This is a genomic window from Rhodospirillales bacterium (assembly GCA_014323865.1).
GTDB lineage: Bacteria > Pseudomonadota > Alphaproteobacteria > SP197 > SP197 > SP197.
Genome location: JACONG010000008.1, coordinates 1 through 18,201 on the forward strand (window position 1 = coordinate 1; position 18,201 = coordinate 18,201).

General features: G+C 62.9%; 17 protein-coding genes, 1 pseudogene and 1 riboswitch. Of the genes and pseudogenes, 9 read left to right on the forward strand and 9 right to left on the reverse strand.

Annotated elements, in window-relative coordinates; all coding sequences use genetic code 11:
- Positions 1-644 precede the first annotated feature (644 nt).
- From GDA49_03905 to hemA, 3 genes and pseudogenes are all read left to right on the forward strand, one after another.
- Positions 645-797: pseudogene (locus tag GDA49_03905) on the forward strand (transposase).
- A gap of 389 nt (positions 798-1,186) precedes the next feature.
- Positions 1,187-2,476 (forward strand): DNA polymerase IV, encoded by a 1,290-nt coding sequence (locus tag GDA49_03910; protein ID MBC6439553.1) that lies wholly within the window; start codon positions 1,187-1,189, stop codon positions 2,474-2,476.
- Between the two features lie 139 nt (positions 2,477-2,615).
- Positions 2,616-3,875, forward strand: coding sequence for a 5-aminolevulinate synthase (gene hemA, locus GDA49_03915; protein MBC6439554.1), 1,260 nt, complete (start codon positions 2,616-2,618; stop codon positions 3,873-3,875).
- A 320-nt stretch (positions 3,876-4,195) separates the two neighbouring features.
- Here hemA and metZ read toward each other — a convergent pair whose 3' ends face one another.
- From metZ to GDA49_03940, 5 genes are all read right to left on the reverse strand, one after another.
- Positions 4,196-5,389, reverse strand: coding sequence for an O-succinylhomoserine sulfhydrylase (gene metZ, locus GDA49_03920; GenBank protein ID MBC6439555.1), 1,194 nt, complete (start codon positions 5,387-5,389; stop codon positions 4,196-4,198).
- A 61-nt stretch (positions 5,390-5,450) separates the two neighbouring features.
- Positions 5,451-5,529: riboswitch (SAM riboswitch) on the reverse strand.
- A 95-nt stretch (positions 5,530-5,624) separates the two neighbouring features.
- Positions 5,625-6,698 (reverse strand): macro domain-containing protein, encoded by a 1,074-nt coding sequence (locus GDA49_03925; protein ID MBC6439556.1) that lies wholly within the window; start codon positions 6,696-6,698, stop codon positions 5,625-5,627.
- Positions 6,695-7,333 (reverse strand): DUF4433 domain-containing protein, encoded by a 639-nt coding sequence (locus GDA49_03930; protein MBC6439557.1) that lies wholly within the window; start codon positions 7,331-7,333, stop codon positions 6,695-6,697. Before GDA49_03930 ends, GDA49_03925 begins: the two co-directional genes overlap by 4 nt.
- A gap of 98 nt (positions 7,334-7,431) precedes the next feature.
- On the reverse strand, positions 7,432-7,893 hold the full coding sequence (locus GDA49_03935) for an Hsp20 family protein (GenBank protein ID MBC6439558.1): 462 nt from the start codon (positions 7,891-7,893) through the stop codon (positions 7,432-7,434).
- Between the two features lie 207 nt (positions 7,894-8,100).
- A complete protein-coding gene (locus tag GDA49_03940) occupies positions 8,101-8,526 on the reverse strand; it encodes a rhodanese-like domain-containing protein (GenBank protein MBC6439559.1) in 426 nt (141 codons plus the stop codon).
- Here GDA49_03940 and GDA49_03945 point away from each other — a divergent pair.
- The 3 genes from GDA49_03945 (at position 8,525) to GDA49_03955 (ending at position 11,389) form a co-directional block, all read left to right on the forward strand.
- On the forward strand, positions 8,525-8,926 hold the full coding sequence (locus GDA49_03945) for a hypothetical protein (GenBank protein MBC6439560.1): 402 nt from the start codon (positions 8,525-8,527) through the stop codon (positions 8,924-8,926). The genes GDA49_03940 and GDA49_03945 overlap by 2 nt on opposite strands.
- Complete coding sequence (locus GDA49_03950) at positions 8,866-9,834, forward strand: D-2-hydroxyacid dehydrogenase (GenBank protein ID MBC6439561.1); 969 nt, start codon at positions 8,866-8,868, stop codon at positions 9,832-9,834. Before GDA49_03945 ends, GDA49_03950 begins: the two co-directional genes overlap by 61 nt.
- Before the next feature lie 187 nt (positions 9,835-10,021).
- Positions 10,022-11,389 carry an MmgE/PrpD family protein gene (locus tag GDA49_03955; GenBank protein MBC6439562.1) on the forward strand — a complete coding sequence of 456 codons (1,368 nt, stop codon included), beginning with the start codon at positions 10,022-10,024 and terminating at the stop codon, positions 11,387-11,389.
- 312 nt (positions 11,390-11,701) lie between these two features.
- Here GDA49_03955 and GDA49_03960 read toward each other — a convergent pair whose 3' ends face one another.
- Positions 11,702-12,874 (reverse strand): M20 family metallopeptidase, encoded by a 1,173-nt coding sequence (locus GDA49_03960; GenBank protein ID MBC6439563.1) that lies wholly within the window; start codon positions 12,872-12,874, stop codon positions 11,702-11,704.
- Between the two features lie 91 nt (positions 12,875-12,965).
- Here GDA49_03960 and GDA49_03965 point away from each other — a divergent pair, with 91 nt between their 5' ends.
- Together GDA49_03965 and GDA49_03970 are read left to right on the forward strand one after the other, a co-directional pair.
- Positions 12,966-15,005 (forward strand): FAD-dependent oxidoreductase, encoded by a 2,040-nt coding sequence (locus GDA49_03965; protein ID MBC6439564.1) that lies wholly within the window; start codon positions 12,966-12,968, stop codon positions 15,003-15,005.
- Positions 15,006-15,238: 233 nt separating this feature from the next.
- Positions 15,239-15,787 carry a hypothetical protein gene (locus tag GDA49_03970; protein ID MBC6439565.1) on the forward strand — a complete coding sequence of 183 codons (549 nt, stop codon included), beginning with the start codon at positions 15,239-15,241 and terminating at the stop codon, positions 15,785-15,787.
- Between the two features lie 100 nt (positions 15,788-15,887).
- Here the strand turns inward: GDA49_03970 and GDA49_03975 are convergent, their stop codons facing one another.
- The 3 genes from GDA49_03975 to GDA49_03985 are packed head-to-tail and all read right to left on the reverse strand — an operon-like array spanning position 15,888 to position 17,625.
- Entirely contained in the window at positions 15,888-16,460 is a 573-nt protein-coding gene (locus GDA49_03975) for a hypothetical protein (protein MBC6439566.1), read from the reverse strand.
- Positions 16,457-17,212, reverse strand: coding sequence for a hypothetical protein (locus GDA49_03980; GenBank protein ID MBC6439567.1), 756 nt, complete (start codon positions 17,210-17,212; stop codon positions 16,457-16,459). Before GDA49_03980 ends, GDA49_03975 begins: the two co-directional genes overlap by 4 nt.
- Before the next feature lie 14 nt (positions 17,213-17,226).
- On the reverse strand, positions 17,227-17,625 hold the full coding sequence (locus GDA49_03985; protein MBC6439568.1) for a transposase: 399 nt from the start codon (positions 17,623-17,625) through the stop codon (positions 17,227-17,229).
- A gap of 132 nt (positions 17,626-17,757) precedes the next feature.
- Between GDA49_03985 and GDA49_03990 the strand changes: the two genes are divergently transcribed.
- Positions 17,758-18,201, forward strand: a 444-nt coding sequence (locus GDA49_03990; GenBank protein MBC6439569.1) for a hypothetical protein, incomplete at its 3' end; no start/stop codon positions are given.

Sequence of the window (18,201 nt, forward strand, 5' to 3'; positions counted from 1 at the left end):
GGGACGACCCTTACGGGTACCGGAACGATCACTGCGACCGAGATGACCAGCACCCTGAGCGGTACCCTTGCCCCGAGGGTTACTGTTTCCAATGAGCGTACCGGAGTCAGCGGGACAATTGCAGGTAACGTGTACGATCACGATGGGTCGTTGCTGGTACACGGAGACCTGACAGGAACCGTTACTGTGGGCTCACAAGCTGGCGCTCCTATCGAAGGTGGAGCGTTTTACGCTGTCCAACAACCTGCCCCGACCCAGAACTGAAGACAGAATCAGGGTTTCAGGCGGCCACGCGGCCTGAAACCTTCTGTTTCTTCCCGGATATGGGGAGCTGATATCAGGATCCCGGGCGGCAAGATCCCCGGAATGGCCGCCCGGGATCTTCTGTTTCTTCCCGACCGCCTCCCGAAAGGGCAGGTTGTTCCGCAAGGTGTTCCGTAATTGGCGAACACCATCCATGCCCACCCGTCGAGACCACGAGCGAGGCCTCAGGGTCGCATATGTCAGTCGCATATGTCAGTCGATGATCGGGGTCGACGATCAGGATTGCGATGCCGCTCTGACCGACGCAGCGATCTGCCCTGAGCGGGTTCATCTCAAGTAGAAACGGCCCCGCCTTCCGCGCCTGTGTGGAGCAGGTCCCGGTGCCGGAATTGAGCCCCGGCGATATCGTGGTGATGGACAATCTTGCGGCCCATAAGGTCGCGGGTGTCCGCCAGGCCATCGAAGCCGCCGGCGCCGGGCTGCTTGACCTGCCGCCCCGGAGCCCGGACTTCAACCCCATCGGGATGGCGTTCGGGAGGCCATCGCAACGATCATCGATCGCTTCACGCCACAGCACGGCACGAGCGTCTTCGCCGCCGCAGGATATGATCACGAATGAATTGAAAACGCTCCAGTCGACGTAATCCGGGTCGTGTTTGTCGAGAATGCGCTTCAGGGTTTGGAAATTGTATCGCGCACCGGTGCGCTCATCCGAGCGGTTCATCTGCTTTGCGGTGCGTGCGCAGATATCCTGTGAAACGCGTTTGAGCGGCTGGCCGGTCTGCAGCGCCTGGATGTCGAGTATGGCCGAGTCCCTTGTTGACCATGGGTCACCAGATGGACAGTTCATGACTCAAAGTTAAGCAAGTTACCGCAATGGACGCAACGACCAGCCCATCGGTGACGTGTTAGGATTGAGTCCATGACCACCCTGTGCCGTGATTGTGGCCAACGGCCGCCCTCCGACGCCGAGGCTTGCGACGCCTGCGGATCAACCCGGCTTGTGCGTCACAGGGAACTCCACGAGCTTTCGATCGCCCATCTCGATTGTGATGCCTTCTACGCCACCATCGAGAAGCGGGACCGTCCCGAACTGCGCGACGTTCCCGTCATTGTCGGCGGGCGGCACCGCGGTGTCGTCGCAGCCTGCTGCTACCTCGCACGCACCTGCGGCGTGCGTTCGGCGATGCCGATGTTCAAGGCTCTGAAACTCTGTCCCGATGCCACAGTCATCAAGCCGGACATGAAGAAGTACAGCGACGTCGGACGCCAGGTGCGCGGCATGATGCAGGCGCTGACGCCACTGGTGGAGCCGCTCTCGGTCGACGAAGCCTTCATGGATCTGGCCGGAACGGAGACGCTCCACCAGGGCAGCCCGGCCACCACACTGGCGGCTTTGGCAAAGCGCGTCGAGGCCGAACTCGCGATCACCGTCTCGATCGGTCTGAGCTATAACAAGTTCCTCGCCAAGATCGCGTCGGACCTTGACAAACCGCGCGGGTTTTCCGTGCTCGGCCAGGGCGATGCCCGAACCTTCCTCTCGGACAAGCCCGTCAGCCTTCTGTGGGGTGTGGGCAAAACGATGCAGCGCATGCTGGCACAGGACGGGATCACCCTGATCGGAGAGCTTGCCCGGCTCGACGAGGCTGAACTGGTGGCCCGCTACGGCAAAATCGGTCGCCGACTGTCTCTCTGCAGCCGCGGCCTTGATGACCGTGATGTCGACCCGCAGGGCGAAGCGAAGTCGATCTCGTCGGAGACCACGCTCGACTCCGACATTGCCGACTACGACCGGCTCCGGCCGATCCTCTGGCAGCTGGCCGAGACCGTTTCGCGGCGCATGAAGAAGTCCGGCATCGCAGGCGAAGGCGTCACGCTGAAGCTGAAGACCGCCGACTTCCGGATCGTCACACGGAGCCGCCATCTGAAGAGCCCAACGCAATCGGCCGAGGAGATGTTCCGGGCCGTCGAACCGCTTCTGGCCCGCGAGACCGATGGCCGCGCCTTCCGCCTGATCGGCATCGGCGCACATGATCTGACCGAGGCGAGTGAGATTGCCCAGGGCGACCTCTTCAGCGGCGTCGGCCCGAGCGAAAGCAAGGTCGACAAGGCGCTCGACGCAGTGCGCGAGAAGTTCGGCGACGCCGCCGTCATGAAGGGCCGGGGCTTCGGCGCCAGGTTCGAGAGGCAGGGCCCCGGCAAGGTGGAGTGACGGCGGTTGCCAAGGCGTTTCCTGTGATCATGTCAACGCGATTCCAGCGACAACGAGCGCTTTCAAACAAACCAATCCCCATCCAGAACGCGCGGGGCATGCGCAGGCTGGGCGGCACCTTGCCGGGAAACCTGATGCCATGGATAACGACGCTTACTTTCAAAGCCGCCTGAACGACCTGAAGCACGAAGGCCGCTATCGCGTCTTCGCCGATCTGGAGCGCCGTGCCGGCGCCTTTCCGCACGCCTGCCTGCGCCGGGACGGCATCGAGCGCGAGGTCGTCATCTGGTGCTCCAACGACTACCTCGGCATGGGTCAGCACCCGACGGTGCTGGCCGCCATGCGCGAGGCGCTCGACACGACAGGAGCCGGTGCCGGCGGCACCCGCAACATATCCGGGACGACGCATCTCCACGTCGAACTCGAGGCGGAGCTCGCCGATCTGCATGGCAAGGAAGCAGCACTCGTCTTCACCTCGGGTTATGTCGCCAACGAGGCCGCGCTGTCGACGCTGGCGCGCGAACTCCCCGACTGCATGGTCTTTTCCGATGCCCTGAACCATGCCTCAATGATCCAGGGCATCCGCCACAGCGGCGTGCCGAAGCATATCTTCCGGCACAACGACCCCGACGATCTCGACCGCCTTCTCGCGGCAACGCCGGCGAACCATGCACGTCTGGTCGCCTTCGAGTCGGTCTATTCCATGGACGGTGACATCGCGCCACTGGCCGAGCTCTGCGATGTCTGCGAGCGACATGGCGCGCTGAGCTATCTCGACGAGGTTCACGCGGTCGGGCTCTACGGTGCTCGTGGCGGCGGTGTGGCCGAGCGCGACGGCATCATGGATCGCCTGGATGTCATCCAGGGCACGCTGGGCAAGGCCTTCGGTCTGGTCGGCGGCTATATCGCCGGTTCGGCCGCCATGGTCGACATGGTGCGCAGCTTCGCGCCCGGCTTCATCTTCACGACATCGCTGCCGCCGGCCGTACTGGCCGGAGCGCTGGCAAGCGTCCGTCACCTGAAGGAGAGCGGTGCGGAGCGGGCGCGCCACCAGGAACGTTCGGCAACGCTGAAGACACGTCTGACGGACGCCGGGCTGCCGTTGATGCCGTCGGTCAGCCACATCGTGCCCGTCTTCGTCGGTGATGCCGTGCGCTGCCGCGAGGCCGGCGACCTGCTTCTGGAACGCCATGGCATCTACGTGCAGCCGATCAACTATCCGACCGTCCCACGCGGCACCGAACGCCTGCGCTTCACGCCGGGCCCGCTTCACGACGATGCCATGATGGACGCTCTGATGAACGGTCTCGGCGACGTCTGGCAGACGCTGGCGCTGGAGACAGCTGACGAATCCGCTCCGTATCGAAAGACTCGGAGCATCGTCACCCGTTCAGATTGATTCAATCTGAACGGGACATGCTCCAGTCCGCAGGGCGGTCGCGGATGACGATCTCGCCCGCAGCGATCTTCCTGTGGATGTCGGTCATGGTCGTTCCACTGGTGCGTCCACTGTGACGGGACCGGACGGGGGCGACAAGACAATCTTCCTCTCCCGGGATCGGTAGAGGGTTGGGGTTGGAGTTGGGGTTGATCGCCCGGCGAGCACACCGGCCCCGGCTCCGGGAAGCGCCCTCACCCGGCTCCGGCCAGGCTCGTTCCTCACCGAGCCTGTGCATCCCTCTCCCGGGCAGGGCGAGGGACACAACGAAACCGCCTCGCTTACGCCGCCAGGGCCTGGGTCAGGTCGTCCCTGACGTCGGCGACATCCTCCAGGCCAACGTGCAGGCGCAAGAGACCGTCGGTGAGGCCGAGCCGGTCGCGATCGGCCTGGGGCAGCCTGGAATGTGTCGTGGTCGCGGGATGGGTGATCAGGCTCTTCGAATCCCCGAGATTGTTGGAGATGTCGATCAGGTTGAGCGCGTTGAGAAACCTGAAGGCGCGCGGCTTCCCGCCGTCGAGTTCGAAGCTCACGATACTGCCGCCATCGGTCATCTGCTTTTTCGCCAGCGCGGCCTGCGGATGACTGTCGAGATGCGGGTAGAGCGTGCGGATCACGCCACTGCGCGTCTCGAGCCAACGGGCGACATCGCGCGCGTTGTCGCAGTGGCGTGCGACACGCAGGTCGAGAGTCTCCAGGCCCTTGAGCAGAAGCCAGGCGTTGAATGGCGAGAGCGCCGGGCCGGTGTGCTTGAGGAAGGCGAAAAGCGGGCCGTCGACGAAGTCGCCGGGTCCCAAGACCGCACCGCCCAGGCAGCGCCCCTGCCCGTCGATGTGCTTGGTGGCCGAGTAGACAACGATGTCGGCGCCGAACTGCAACGGCTTCTGCAGCAGCGGCGAGGCAAAGACGTTGTCGACGACGACCTTGGCCCCGGCCTGATGCGCAAGATCGCAGATCGTCGCGAGGTCGACGATCTCCAGCGTCGGGTTCGAGGGTGTCTCAAGAAACACGGCCTCGGCCCCGTCCTTCAGCGCCCCGCGCCACTGGTCGAGGTCGGTACCGTCGACGAAACGGCTCTCGACGCCGAACCTGGGCAGGATGTTCGTCACGATGTGATGGCACGAGCCGAACAACGCGCGCGAGGCCACGACCCGGTCGCCCGCCTTCAAAAGCGAGGCCAGCGCCGCATAGACCGCCGCCATGCCCGACGACGTCGCACGGCAGGCCGCCGCGCCTTCCAGAAGGCGCAGGCGTTCCTCGAAGATCGAAACGGTCGGGTTGCCGTAGCGCGAATAGATGTAGCGCGGGTTTTCCTCGGCGAACGCCGCAGCCGCCTCCTCGGCGGAGCCATAGACATAGCCCGAGGTCATGTAGAGTGCTTCGGACGTCTCGTCGTGTTCGGATCGGGTGGTTCCCCCGCGCACCAGCGCTGTCTGGGCGCGCCAGTTGGGGGAAGCGGTCGGGGATACGGTCACCTCTGAACCTCCAGAAAACAAAAAACCCCAACCCGCTTCGGGTCAGGGCATCCTGGATTCTGGAGAACCCGCCGCGACCTTTTAGCGAGTTCTTTAACGTGGCCGCAAGCCGGTCGGCACAAATCACCACGTGCCGGAGAAATAGGACCCTCACAAAGATGAGTCAAGGCCATCATTCCGGGCGAAGCACGTGCGCAATCGCGCAGCGCACATGGTCGAACCGAAGACGGGGTGCCTATACCAGGCTAGCCTCTTGTAGAGCCTCCAATGCCAGCCCTACCACTCGCTCATCGAAGAGCCGTTGCTTGCGGCGACCCGCTGCCTGACCACCGGCCCAATTGACCAGCGACTCCCGAACCGCCCCAACACTTGGCTTTACGCCTTGGCGACTGATCTGCCAATCAACCGTGGCCAAGAGCTCCAATCCAAAAGGAGATTGAAAACCATCGACTAGATCAGAAGTTGCTTCCAAAGCGGGGCGATAGGCGTTCATCTCGGGGGTCATGAGGTATGCAGCGACTGTGTCGCTCTTGGAAAACTCGAACCTAATCGTGTCCAGCGGCGCAGCATCTGCGAGCCGCTTCTCGCAGTGTAGGTAACTCCCATCGATCGAGTTAAGCAAGTGTCGGAGATTGTCGGAGTAGGGACCAAACTTTCCGACAACGAAATCGAATGAGAACGCCGGTGAATCATCCTGATCCACTATTCTCTCCAAAAAGTATGCTAACTTCTGAACTTCAACCAATGTACACTCGATACCTAGCACTGCGTAGCGACGAACAAGCTCAGCAATGAGAGCGCGTTCTGGTGTTAGTTTCTTAACACCATCACGCTTCACAACATTCTGATACTGTCTGGTTGGTTCATAGACCAGCACATCAACGTTATTAAGTTCTGACAAAGCATCTACGATTTTCTCTCGAACAATACGCCAATCAAGACCTCCGTTCCCGGACCCAAGAGGTGGAATAGCAATTGACTTGACATTATTCATCAGCATGAACTGCACGAGGTCCGATAGTCCGTCTTCGATCCATTCGAGTTTGGATGGCTGCCGCCAGTGCTTCTTGGTAGGAAAATTCACAATCCAACGGGGAGGCAACAGATCGAAACGTTCGGTGACAAACACCTTGCCAACTTGAACCCGCTTCTCTTTGCAAGCTGATTCATACTGATCAAAATTCTCAGGGAAAGCTTCCTTGAACATCAGGGCAATACCTTTGCCCATCACGCCAACAGTGTTGACAGTGTTTACCAGCGCTTCTGCATCTGCTTCGAGCACATTGCCAGTCGCAAACCGGATGCTCATAGATACCACTCCGATTTAGTGATCACCTTAGTGTCAACGTCGTGTTTATCAGCCAAAGCCTGCACGGTCAAACGAACTGCCTCGCTTCTCACCGCTATACCCAACAACCCAGAGAGCGGCAGATGCCTGTGGGCCAACGCTTCTGCTTGATAGCGTTCGAACTTCTCGATGTCATCCTTCTTGAAATCCCTTGCACGAAGCGTGTCCCAAACTATCCATTCTTCCAAGTCGGTTAGGTCTTTGGAGAAACGCGCAATCTTTAGTAACGCATGCCGATCACTAATGACAAAATCCACATTATTTTTAGTTAAATGATGAAGTGAACTAAACAATATTACAATGTCATCGAGGTGTTGAGATTTAATGCCATTCCATCCAGTCTTAATGTTGTACATCATTGGCGTATATGGCGTAAAATAGAAGGGCACGTAGTCGCACAATGCGCCTCCTGGGGCCACAGGTATGGACCGGCTCTTGCGTTTCTCAATCAGCTCTTCGTTTCCGATAGCATGATAGTTTCCATCCCCCTCGCGAGAACTCTGACAATGACAGCCCTCACATAGAACAGTCTCGACATTGTCGATATGGATAATGCGAAAAATCAAGGCTTTCTCTGGACGCAGGAATTCAGTCAAGACTAGATGCTAGCCTCCATATACAAATTGCGACAAAAGCGAAAGAGCGCCGGGCTCCTGCCCGACGCTCTCTCCGTTCAACCTGTCGCCTCGTGCCGTTACGCGGCGACTTTCTCGGCCTCGATGGCGCGCGGTGCGACACCGCTGCGAATCTCGATGGTGCGGGGCTTGAGGGCCTCCGGCACCTCGCGAACGAGGTCGATGTGGAGCAGGCCGTTCTCCAGGTCGGCACCCGATACGCGGACGTGGTCGGCGAGCTGGAAGGTGCGCTTGAAGCTACGGCCCGCAATGCCGCGGTGCAGGTAGGTCTTGCCCTCATCCTTGTCCCTGGCGATGTCGCCCGAGACGATGACGGTGGCATCCTTGACCTCAATCGAGAGGTCATCCTCGCCGAAGCCGGCGACGGCCATGGTGATGCGATAGTCGTTCTCGTCGACCTTTTCGATGTTGTAGGGCGGATAGCCCTCATCGGCGGAACGTGCATTGGCCTCAAGCGCATTCATCATGCGGTCGAAACCGACGGTCGAACGGAACAGGGGAGAGAAGTCGAAACGGGTCATGGTGCATATCCTCTCATTGAGCGATGTACCGTTGGATCGGTCCCCCTACGGTGGCGGGACCCATGTACCCGTCTGCACCCCCGTCATCGGCGGGTGCCGGGTACAGTCAGGATATAAGCACGGAAACGGGCGGTTCAAGGGCCTCTCCGGCTCCTGTAACGCATCAAACGCCGCAGAAACCATGTAGAAACTATAACCATGTAGAAACTATCCTTGGCGCCAGGGTAGCCCGGCGACCTTCCATCCGCCCGTGCGGCCGCGCTGCATCGCGGCGTCCTTGTCGCCTTCGAACCCCTGGGCGACGTTGTAGCAGGGGCCATAGCCCCGGGCGGTCATGGCCACCGCGGCGTGCATGGACCGCACACCCGAGCGACAGAGGAAATAGATCGGCTGGCCCTTCTCCAGACCGGCCGCCACACACTCCTCCACGAAGCGATCATTGGGCACGCCGCCCGGGTGGGTCTGCCACTGGACCAGCCTCACCTGCTTGTCGATGCCGGAGAGGTCGGGCACGCCGACGAACTGCCATTCCGGTTCCGTCCTGACATCCACCAGCACGGCGGCATTGTCGGTCTGAAGCGCGGCGTAGGCTTCGGCGGGAAGAACGTCGCCAGCGTAAGGCTTGTCGTTCATGATCGGTCCTCATCCATCAAACGGCGGTCGGACCAGCATCACCGATGCGGACGCCGGACGCCAGCGCGGAAGAGGAAGGAGCCATGTGAGGAGCCGCAACGGGCAGGGTGCGGGACTTATGGCCCAGGGTCTTGCCCGGGCCACGGGCAAGCCTGGCGTGGCCCTGGTCATCTCCGGCTCCGGAGTGACCAACGCGGCGACGGCGGGACCGCTTCGACAGCGCATTCTCATACAGACGGCGCGTCCGGAGCCGATTGCTTCGTTCGGGGTGCAGACCTGGAATATGTTACCGATCCCATCAGGGGATACTGACCCCACATCTGCGATCCGGGAGAGATCATGTCCGAGACCATACGACTGCTTGTTCACGCCGAGCGCCCCGGGATCGTGGCCGGCATGATCCGCGAGCGGCACCCCGCACTCGCGATCACGACATGCGACAGCTTCGCCGTCCTGCCTGAGGCGGCGACGGTGGATCCTCACATCGCCTATACCGAACGCTTCGAGCGCAAGCCTTATCCGCGGGAGGCGCTGCTGGCCCAGCCTTCGCTTCGCTTCGTCCATGCCTCGGGCGCGGGCATCGATCACCTGGCACCATGGGATCCGGAGAAGGTGCATGTCTGCAACGCCGGCGGCGTGCAGGACGAGGGTATGGCGCAGTTCGCCATCGCCCGCCTGATCGCCATCAACTGCAACGTCTTCCGCTATCACGAACAGCAGAAACAACAGGTCTGGCAGGTCCACGACATCCCGAACTCGCCGGGCGGCACCCTGACCGTGGTCGGCCTGGGCAAGATCGGCGGTGCCTGCGCCGATGTCGGTGCCAGACTCGGCATGACGGTCTACGGCGTCCGGGCACGACCCCAGCCGCATCCGGGCTGTGAGGAGGTCGTCGGCACCGACCGGCTGCACGACGTCCTCGCGAAATCCGACTACGTCATCGTCGTCACCCCGCTGACCGGGGAGACGCACGGCCTGATCGACGCGGCAGCCATCGCGGCCATGAAGCCTGGCGTGATCGTCCACAACATGGCGCGCGGCCATGTGGTCGACGAGGACGCCCTGATGACGGCGCTCAAGTCCGGCCATGTCCGCGCCGCCTCGCTCGACGTCTTCGCCGAGGAGCCGCTGCCGCAGGGCCATCCGCTCTGGACGATGGAGAATGTCCACATCACACCGCATGTCGGCGGCATGCTGACCCGGGAGGACTACAACCGGCTGAGCACGCAGGTCTTCCTCGACAATCTCGATCGCTTCCTCAAGGGCGAGCCGCTCACGAACATCACCGATCCGGTCCGCGGGTACTGACCGTGTCCGCACCTGACGTCTCTCGCATCGTCTACCCCGCGCCGGCACCGACCTCCGCATCGTCGAAAAGGGGCGGCCACAGGCCGGACGAACCGGGATAATCCGGGATAATCCGGGATGACACTGCAAACCATGGACAGCCGCGCCAACTTGCCGTCTCATGCCGTCGGCATTTGCGGGGCGTCCTATGGACTTTCGACCTGACTACACCGAACTCGCGCCCGAGAGCGCGACACGGATTTCCGACTTCGTACTGGGATTGAGCTATGACGGGCTGCCCGACGAGGTGAAGCATCGGGCACGTCTTCATCTGCTCGACCTCATCGGGGTCGCCGCGAGCTCGATCCGGACCCCGCTTTCGGGGATCGTTCGCGACCATGCCGTCGCGATGTTCGGGGCGGGCAACCGGGTGGCGCGCATCATGTTCGACGGTCGGGGGGCAAGCCCCGCCGGGGCGGCGCTGGCAGGCGGCATGTCGATCGACGCTGTCGACGCCCATGACGGCGAACCGCCCACCAAGGGCCATATCGGTGTCGCCATCCTGCCGGCCCAGCTCGCCTGCCAGGACGGCGGTTACAAGGTCGATGCGCGCGGGTTCCTGGTGAACTTCGTGCTGGGCTACGAAGTCTCGGGCCGCGCCGGCCTGGCACTGCACGGCTCGGTGCCGGACTACCACACGTCGGGTGCCTGGAACTGCCTGGGCGCGGCCGCGATCGGCGCGCGCGTCATGGGTCTCGACAGCGACGGATTGCGCCATGCCCTGGGCATCGCCGAATACCACGGGCCGCGCAGCCAGATGATGCGCTGCATCGACCATCCGACCATGCTGAAGGATGGCTCCGGCTGGGGTGCGATGACCGGCGTCAGTGCCGCCGACCTCGCCGCGCGCGGCTTCACCGGCGCACCCGCCGCGACCATCGAGATGCCGGACGTGGCCCACCACTGGAACGATCTGGGTCGCACCTGGCACATGCTCGATCAGTATGTGAAGCCCTATCCGGTCTGCCGCTGGGCGCAGCCCGCGGTGGAGGCCGCACTGGCCGTTCAGACCGCCCATGGCGTGGACTCGACGGAGATCGCCGATATCGCCGTCTCGACCTTCTTCGAGGCGACGCGGCTGGCGACCTGTCACCCCTCCGACACCGAACAGGCGCAATACAGCCTGCCCTACCCCGTCGCTGCGGCCCTGGTACGCGGGAGCCTCGGTGTGGACGAGATCCTTGGCGATGCGCTCGCCGATGCCGAGATCGCCCGGGTCAGCGACTGTGTCCGCCTGATCGACCACCAGCCCTACAACGACCGCTTCCCGCGTGAACGCTGGGCCCATGTGGTCGTGACACTTAAGGACGGCCGCGAACTGACCTCTGCCCCGACCCGCCCCAGGGGCGAACCGGACGATCCCTTCTCGACCGAGGAGATGATCGCGAAGTTCCACACCTATGCCGCCCCGGCCGTCGGCGATGCCAGAGCCAGGAAACTCGAGGAGCTGGCCATGTCGCTCGGCGAAGGCAGCGATCTCGACGCGCTGGTCGAGGACTGTCTGACGGGGCTTTGATACCGCTCATTCCGTGCCATACCGGCCGACTGAAAGGAGAGCCGGGATGACACGAACGGTTCGTGACTGATGCCTTGCGTCCGGTCCTTCCGCGCCACCGCGAACGCCGTCATCGCGCCGCTCCCGTTGGCGGCAGCAAAGCTGGCGGTGGTGACGCCGCCATGGGCGCGCGTGCGTTCGACATGCTCAGCCGGCGAAATCCCGCTGCGAAGAATCGCATTCCCGGCTGCGGTTGTGCCCCTCTCGTCGTCCTGATCACGGTTGGCTGTCGCTGCGGGAGGGAAGCATGGCGAGGCGCTCGTCAAAAACGGATCATGCGCCGTCGTCCCCGCCGGAAAGCCAGTTCCGCGCGACCTGCTCAAAGACAGCCACCGCGGCTTCGACATCAGCCGTTTCGACATGTTCGTCGGTCTGTCCGCTCATGCCGAGAAGGCCCGGCCCGATAATGACCATGGGGATATCGAAGGCCGGCGCGAGAACGGAGGCGTCGCTGTAGTAGCTCGCCCCGCCGGGCACCGCGGGCCTGCCCCTGGCTGTCGTGACAGCGTCCAGACAGATCCGGGCGAAGGGGTGATCGACGGCGGTCTCCACAGGCGGCTTGAAGTCCATGCGTTCGAGCTCGAGATCGGTGCCGACATGGGCCAGGAGCGCCTGTTCGGCCTCCGACGGATCCATGCCCGGGAGGATACGCAGATCGACCCCGGCCTCGCACCGGTCAGGCGTCAGGTTGACGACCGTGCCGCCCCTGATCGTTCCGACATTCACCAACGGCGCACCCAGCAGGGGATGGTCGGGCACATCGAAGTGAAACGACCGGAGCGATACCAGAGCATCAAGCATACGTTCGATCGCACTCTGACCGCCCGTGCCGGTCTCATCGCCGGATCGATGACCCAGCTTGCCATGGGCAATCAGGCGCACCCACAAGGCGCCCTTTTCGGCAAGCAGCACATCCATGGTCGAGGGTTCGCTCACAAGAAGAGCGCCGCAGCCGTCGAGCGCACCGGTCTCCACCATGCGCCGGGCACCGAGCGCGTTCGAACTCTCACCGGCGCTGAGCGCCAGCACCACATCGCCGCCCAGGCGGTCGCCCGATGCGGCCAGGCGTTCGGCCGCGACAATCATGGCGGCCATCCCGCTCTTCATGTCGGCGGAACCGCGACCGTAGAGTTTGCCGTCGACGATCTCGGCTGCGAAGGGATCGTGGATCCAGGGCTGTTCGCCGGGCGGCACCGTGTCGAAATGGGCCGAGAACACGATGGCCGGCCGATCGCCGCCGCCGCGGACCCGCGCGATCACATTCGCGCGGCCCGGCTCGAACGCATCGAGCTCCGACTCCAGGCCGGACGAACCCAGACGGTCATGGACCATCCGGGCGATATCGATCTCACGGCCCGGTGGATCGCAGGTTTCGTGCCGGACCAGATGACGCAGCAGGTCGACGACTTCGGACAACAGGCCGCTCCTCGGGAACACTGCGTACATGTTAGCACCGGCGGCGTGATCGTGAAAACGGCGGGACTTTCGGCCACGCGGCAACCCCGGCTAGTCTGACCCCAGGCAGGGAGGCAAGATCATGGCACGGGATCCGCGATACGACGTTCTGTTCGAACCGGTGAAGATCGGGCCCGTGACCGCTCCCAACCGGTTCTACCAGGTGCCGCACTGCTCGGGCATGGGCCACCAGATGCCCCAAACCGTGAACGCCATGCGGGGCGTCAAGGCCGAGGGCGGCTGGGGTGTGGTCTGCACCGAGTACTGCTCGATCGACCCGAGCTCGGATGACGGGCCGCACGCGTATTGCACGCTCTGGGATGACGACGACATCAGGAACCAGGCCGCCATGGTCGAGGCGGTTCACCGGCACGGCTCGCTCGCAGGCGTCGAGCTGTGGCATGGCGGCTACTCCAGCGACAACGGCGTGACACGGCGTCCGCCCACGGGGCCGAACTCCATGCCCGTCTGGCACGGCACGAGCCAGACCCGCGCCATGGACAAGGCCGACATCCGCACCTTCCGCGAAAATCATCGCAAGTCGGCACTGCGGGCCAGGGAGGCGGGCTTCGACATCGTCTATGTCTACGCCGCGCACGGCTATCTGCCCGCTCAGTTTCTCTCGCCGATCCAGAATCAGCGCACAGACGAATACGGCGGCAGCTTCGAAAACCGCGCGCGCCTGATCAGGGAACTGCTGGAGGACACCGGGGACGCCGTCGGTGACACCTGCGCTGTCGCGATCCGGTTCGCGGTCGACAATCTCGATGTCGACATGGGCATCACCAGGGACGGGGACGGCCGCGCCCTGGTGGAATACGTCGCCGAGCTGCCGGACCTGTGGGACGTCAACATCGCCAACTTCGCGGCCGATGCGCGGACCGCCCGCTTCGCCGGGGAAGGTGCGCAGGAGGACTATATCGCCTTCGTCAAGCAGGTCACGACCAGGCCGGTGCTGACGGTGGGGCGCTACACATCCGCCGACCGCATGGTCGCGATCATCAACAAGGGCCTGGTCGACATGATCGGTTCGGCCCGCCCGTCGATCGCCGATCCCTTCCTGCCCAGGAAGATCGAGGAAGGCCGTATCGAGGACGTGCGGGAGTGCATCGGCTGCAATGTCTGCATCAAATCGAACAACGACGGCTGGCCCCTGCGCTGCACCCAGAACCCGACCATGGGCGAGGAATGGCGGCGCGGCTGGCACCCCGAACGGATCGCGCCGAAGGGCAGCGACGGCAAGGTGCTGATCGTGGGAGCCGGACCGGCCGGGCTGGAGGCGGCACGCGCCGCCGGACAGCGCGGCTATCAGGTGGCGCTTGCCGAGGCGACGGGCGACCTGGGCGGCCGTTCCGCACGCGAAGCGACCCTTCCGGGCCTTTCGACCTTCGCCCGCGTAAGGGACTGGCGGCTGGGTCAGATCGCCAGGCTGCCGAATGTCGAAGTCTTCCGCGACAGCCGGCTGGACGCTGAACAGGTGCTGGAGTTCGGCTTCGAACACGTCTGCATCGCCACCGGCTCGCGCTGGCGGCACAACGGCATGGGCCGGTCGAGCTTCAGGCCGTTCGACGGTCACGGGCACGGCCGGGTGTTCACGCCCGATGACGTCATGGAGGGCTCCACCATCGAGGGACGCGTCATGGTCTACGACGACGATCATTTCTACATGGGCGGGGTCATCGCCGAGGCGCTCAAGGCCGCAGGCAACGAGGTGGTGCTTGTCACGAGCGCCGACTCGGTCTCGCCATCGTGTCACGGCACGCTCGATCAGCCGCGCATCCAGGCCCGACTGATCGCGCTGGAGATCGCTATCGTCACCGCCCACAGGCTGCTCGCCTTCGACGGCAGCCAGGCCACGCTGGCCTGCGTCTACAGCGGGCGCGAGCGCAAGGCGATCTCCGACAATATCGTCGTCGTCACCTCGCGCGAGCCCAGCGAAGGGCTCTATCTCGATCTTGCCTCCGATCCCGAAAGGCTCGCCGAAGCCGGGATCGGGACCCTGGCGCGCGCGGGCGACTGCGAGGCACCGAACATGATCGCCACCGCCGTGCACGCCGGCCACCTCTTCGCGCGCACACTCGACGGCAACGATGTCGTGCTGCGCGACCGGGTGGCCGTCTGAGCACATCGGCGCGTGACCCGGACCGGCGACGGGGGGCGGGGGGCGGTCCGGTGGCCCGGGCAGGACCCAATCGGCACACTGGCGGCACACTGGCGACGCACCAGCCCAGCCCATGCCCATGGTGAATGCCGTTGTATGTGCCTGACGCGACCTCGCGAATCCCATGCGATCTCGCGAATGCGTAGAATCCACGTTACATATTCTCTGTGAATGCAGCCTCGGAGAAAGCCGCGATGCCTGACGTACGTGTCAATGACGCTACCTTTGCCGATCTCCAGTCCATAGCCAAATGGCTGGGGATAGAGACGCCACCCCGGACGATTGACCGCCTCGTTCGGGAAAAAATGGACCAGCTCGGCCTCAAGCCTTCCGATACGCCAGGTGATCCGCAAGGGGAGATTATCACGGACGACCCTGATCTTTCGCACACGCGGATTCTCGATGCTTCAGTTGGCGGCGAGAGACTGGAAAAGCCGAAGAGGTGGAAGAGTTTGTTGGTGAAGATGATCGCCGCAGCCCGGAAAGGGAGTGGTATGGATCCTCAAGCGCTCAGCCGCGAGCTTCAGATTCTGTCGAAGCCGTATGAGTACAACTCTGAGGGGTACACGTATCAGCCCGAGTTGGGCATCTCGATCCAAGGGCAGCGAGCGCAGGATGCCTGGAAGGAAACCGAACGCCTTGCAGACAAGTACAGAATAGCCGTCGAGGTCCGCTTTCAGTGGCAAGAGAAGGACAAGGCCCAACATCCTGGCCGGATCGGATCGCTTCGCGCGGGGTCATGATTTGACTGGCGAGCGCACTCACAGCTTTGCCCCGAAGGCGGCTTCGTTCCCGTCGGCTTCCGCTTTGCGAGCAGCCTTCCCGGACTTCTGCGCCCGAGTGTCAGGCGTTCGATGTTTCCAAGTCTTCACCATGCGTTGTGCGATCCCCGTTGTCTCGCAACAGATCGATTTGCGCGAACGCCGGTGGAAGCGCAATCTCTGCCAGTCGCGCGACCTCAATCCCTGCCGCCTCGGCAAAGGATCTGATGTTCCTGTCGTCAGAGTAGAGCCGTTTCACCCCATGCACCTTGCAGATGGCGACGATCTGCCGGTCCATCTTGATGTTCTGCCAGGGGCCGGTTCCCCCTTGTCGCTTGTCGCCGCTATCACGTGCGATCCGCACAAGCTCCGCGAGTTCGATTGCCGATCTGGTGTCGAACGGAACAACGCGGAACACGGCTGACCCGGTGATCGAGTTTACATATTGCGTCACCGCAGGGCCCGCTCGCACGAGGACCTCACTCAGAGCAGGGGTCGGAACGAGAATGTTTGCCTTCTGCTTCTCAAGCTCCGAGATCAGGTGCTCGATGCGCTTCTTGACATGCGTGACCGGCTGGCCAGTCGCTGGATCAACGGGTGTGCCGGAATCTGGCCGCAACAGCAGCAGGAGCATCGTGGCATCGAAGCCGATCATTCGGTGGCACCGCCTTCGCCATAGCGAATGCGGTGAAGCTCATCGAAGCTCCCCTCGTCCCATTCCCCTCCCGGGATCGCACGCAACGCAGCCACGGCGCTGGACAGCGGGGCGTCACTCAGCGTCTCGAACCGGTCTATGACGAAACTGTCGAGCTTCCATGCCCCCTGATCGTCACGGTTCCACTGTCCCGTGCCGAACAGGCGCACGGTCTCAAACAGCCTCTTGCCGAGGTCCTTGGCGATGGGACGCGCGGCAGAGAAGCCGGTCAAACGCTCGCCGTCGGATCGAAGCCAGACCGGAACAGGATCGGCGGTGCCGCCAACCATGAGGATCTCGCCGTCGATGGAACCATGCTCTTGCACAACGGCCAGCTCTTCCGCCTCTTCCTCTCGCCCGGGGAACCGAATGATCTCCCTGCCCTCCTCTCGGAGGACCGCGGTGCCGTTGTCTTCACGGAGCATCCTGTTGATGTTCCGGTAGGCTTTCCTCGCATCGCCTGGCCCGGCATTTCGTCTGACGGCATCGGTTCGCGCACGCACCTTCGGCACCGCCTCAGGCGCGATCCGATGAACCAGGACGGTGCTGCCTTCTTCGAGCCCAACGAAGTGCACAGCCGGGGACTCTCCGAGCAGGCGCGCGAGTTCGCCCATATACGCCGCAAGACGATCCATCGGGATCGTTTCCGGAGTATAGGCATCGATCGCCCAGCGAAATTCACTGTCAACTGTCATCACAAGCCGCCAATGCATGAGCCGGGGCGGGACTATTCCCTACAGGTGGGCCCTTCTGCCAGCAATACCACAGATCGGCCTGGCGGACCTCTCTGGATCGTCGACCCCACCACGGCACGGTTGTCGTACCGGACATCAAACTCCGCCAGATAACACTGCAGGTGCGTCTTGGCGCAGTGCCGGTAAAGTCCCCTTGTACGGCACTTGAAGATGCTGGAACAGCCCTCAATCGTGTTCGTGTGGATCGGGCCACGACCGTATTCGCCCTTGCCATGGCTGGCCTGCGAAGTCCGGAGCCGTGTGGCTGCGCCATGCCTGCCAGTGCGAGGCCTGCGGTGCCGCGCCTGGCCCCCGGCGGATGTCGCGGACCTTGTCGGGCAAAGGGCCGCCGCAGTGTGTCGTCGAGCCCCAGGCCCGGCTTTGTCGGGCAGCGGAAAAACCGGCCTTGTCGGTCAGCGAAAAAAGTTCCAACGAGGCTTGACCCCCGGCCCTTCGACCGGATATGGTCGGCTTTCGTCGAGGATGTCGACGAATGGACGTCGACGAACAAGGAGAAATCGGCCATGAACAAGTTGTCGAGCGTTGTTGCAGCTGTGCTTCTGATTGCAGGGGTTTCCGCCAACGCAGATTCCGGTGAGGCCGCGACTCTCGCCAGTGTGTCCGAACTCACATTTCCTGCCCAGCATCAGGCTCCCGACCCCCTTGTCATCCGACACTCTGCAGGTTTTCGAAACAAAATAGTTGAACCGTTCATCTATCGTAACGGAGTCAACAACAAGTTCAACAAGATTGATTCAGCTGCAGTTAGCCGTCTTGTCGCCCCGTCTTCCCTCCCGCGTAGCGGGAAAGCCACCATGACGGGATATCTCAGGACTGACTTCTTTGCATTGGCAGACAGTACAGCAACAAGAATCGCTGGCCGTCTCGCAGTCACCGCCGATTTCGGTTCAGGTACGGTCACGACATTTGCAAGCAATTTTCGTCAGTTCAACACTGCCTCCACCCCG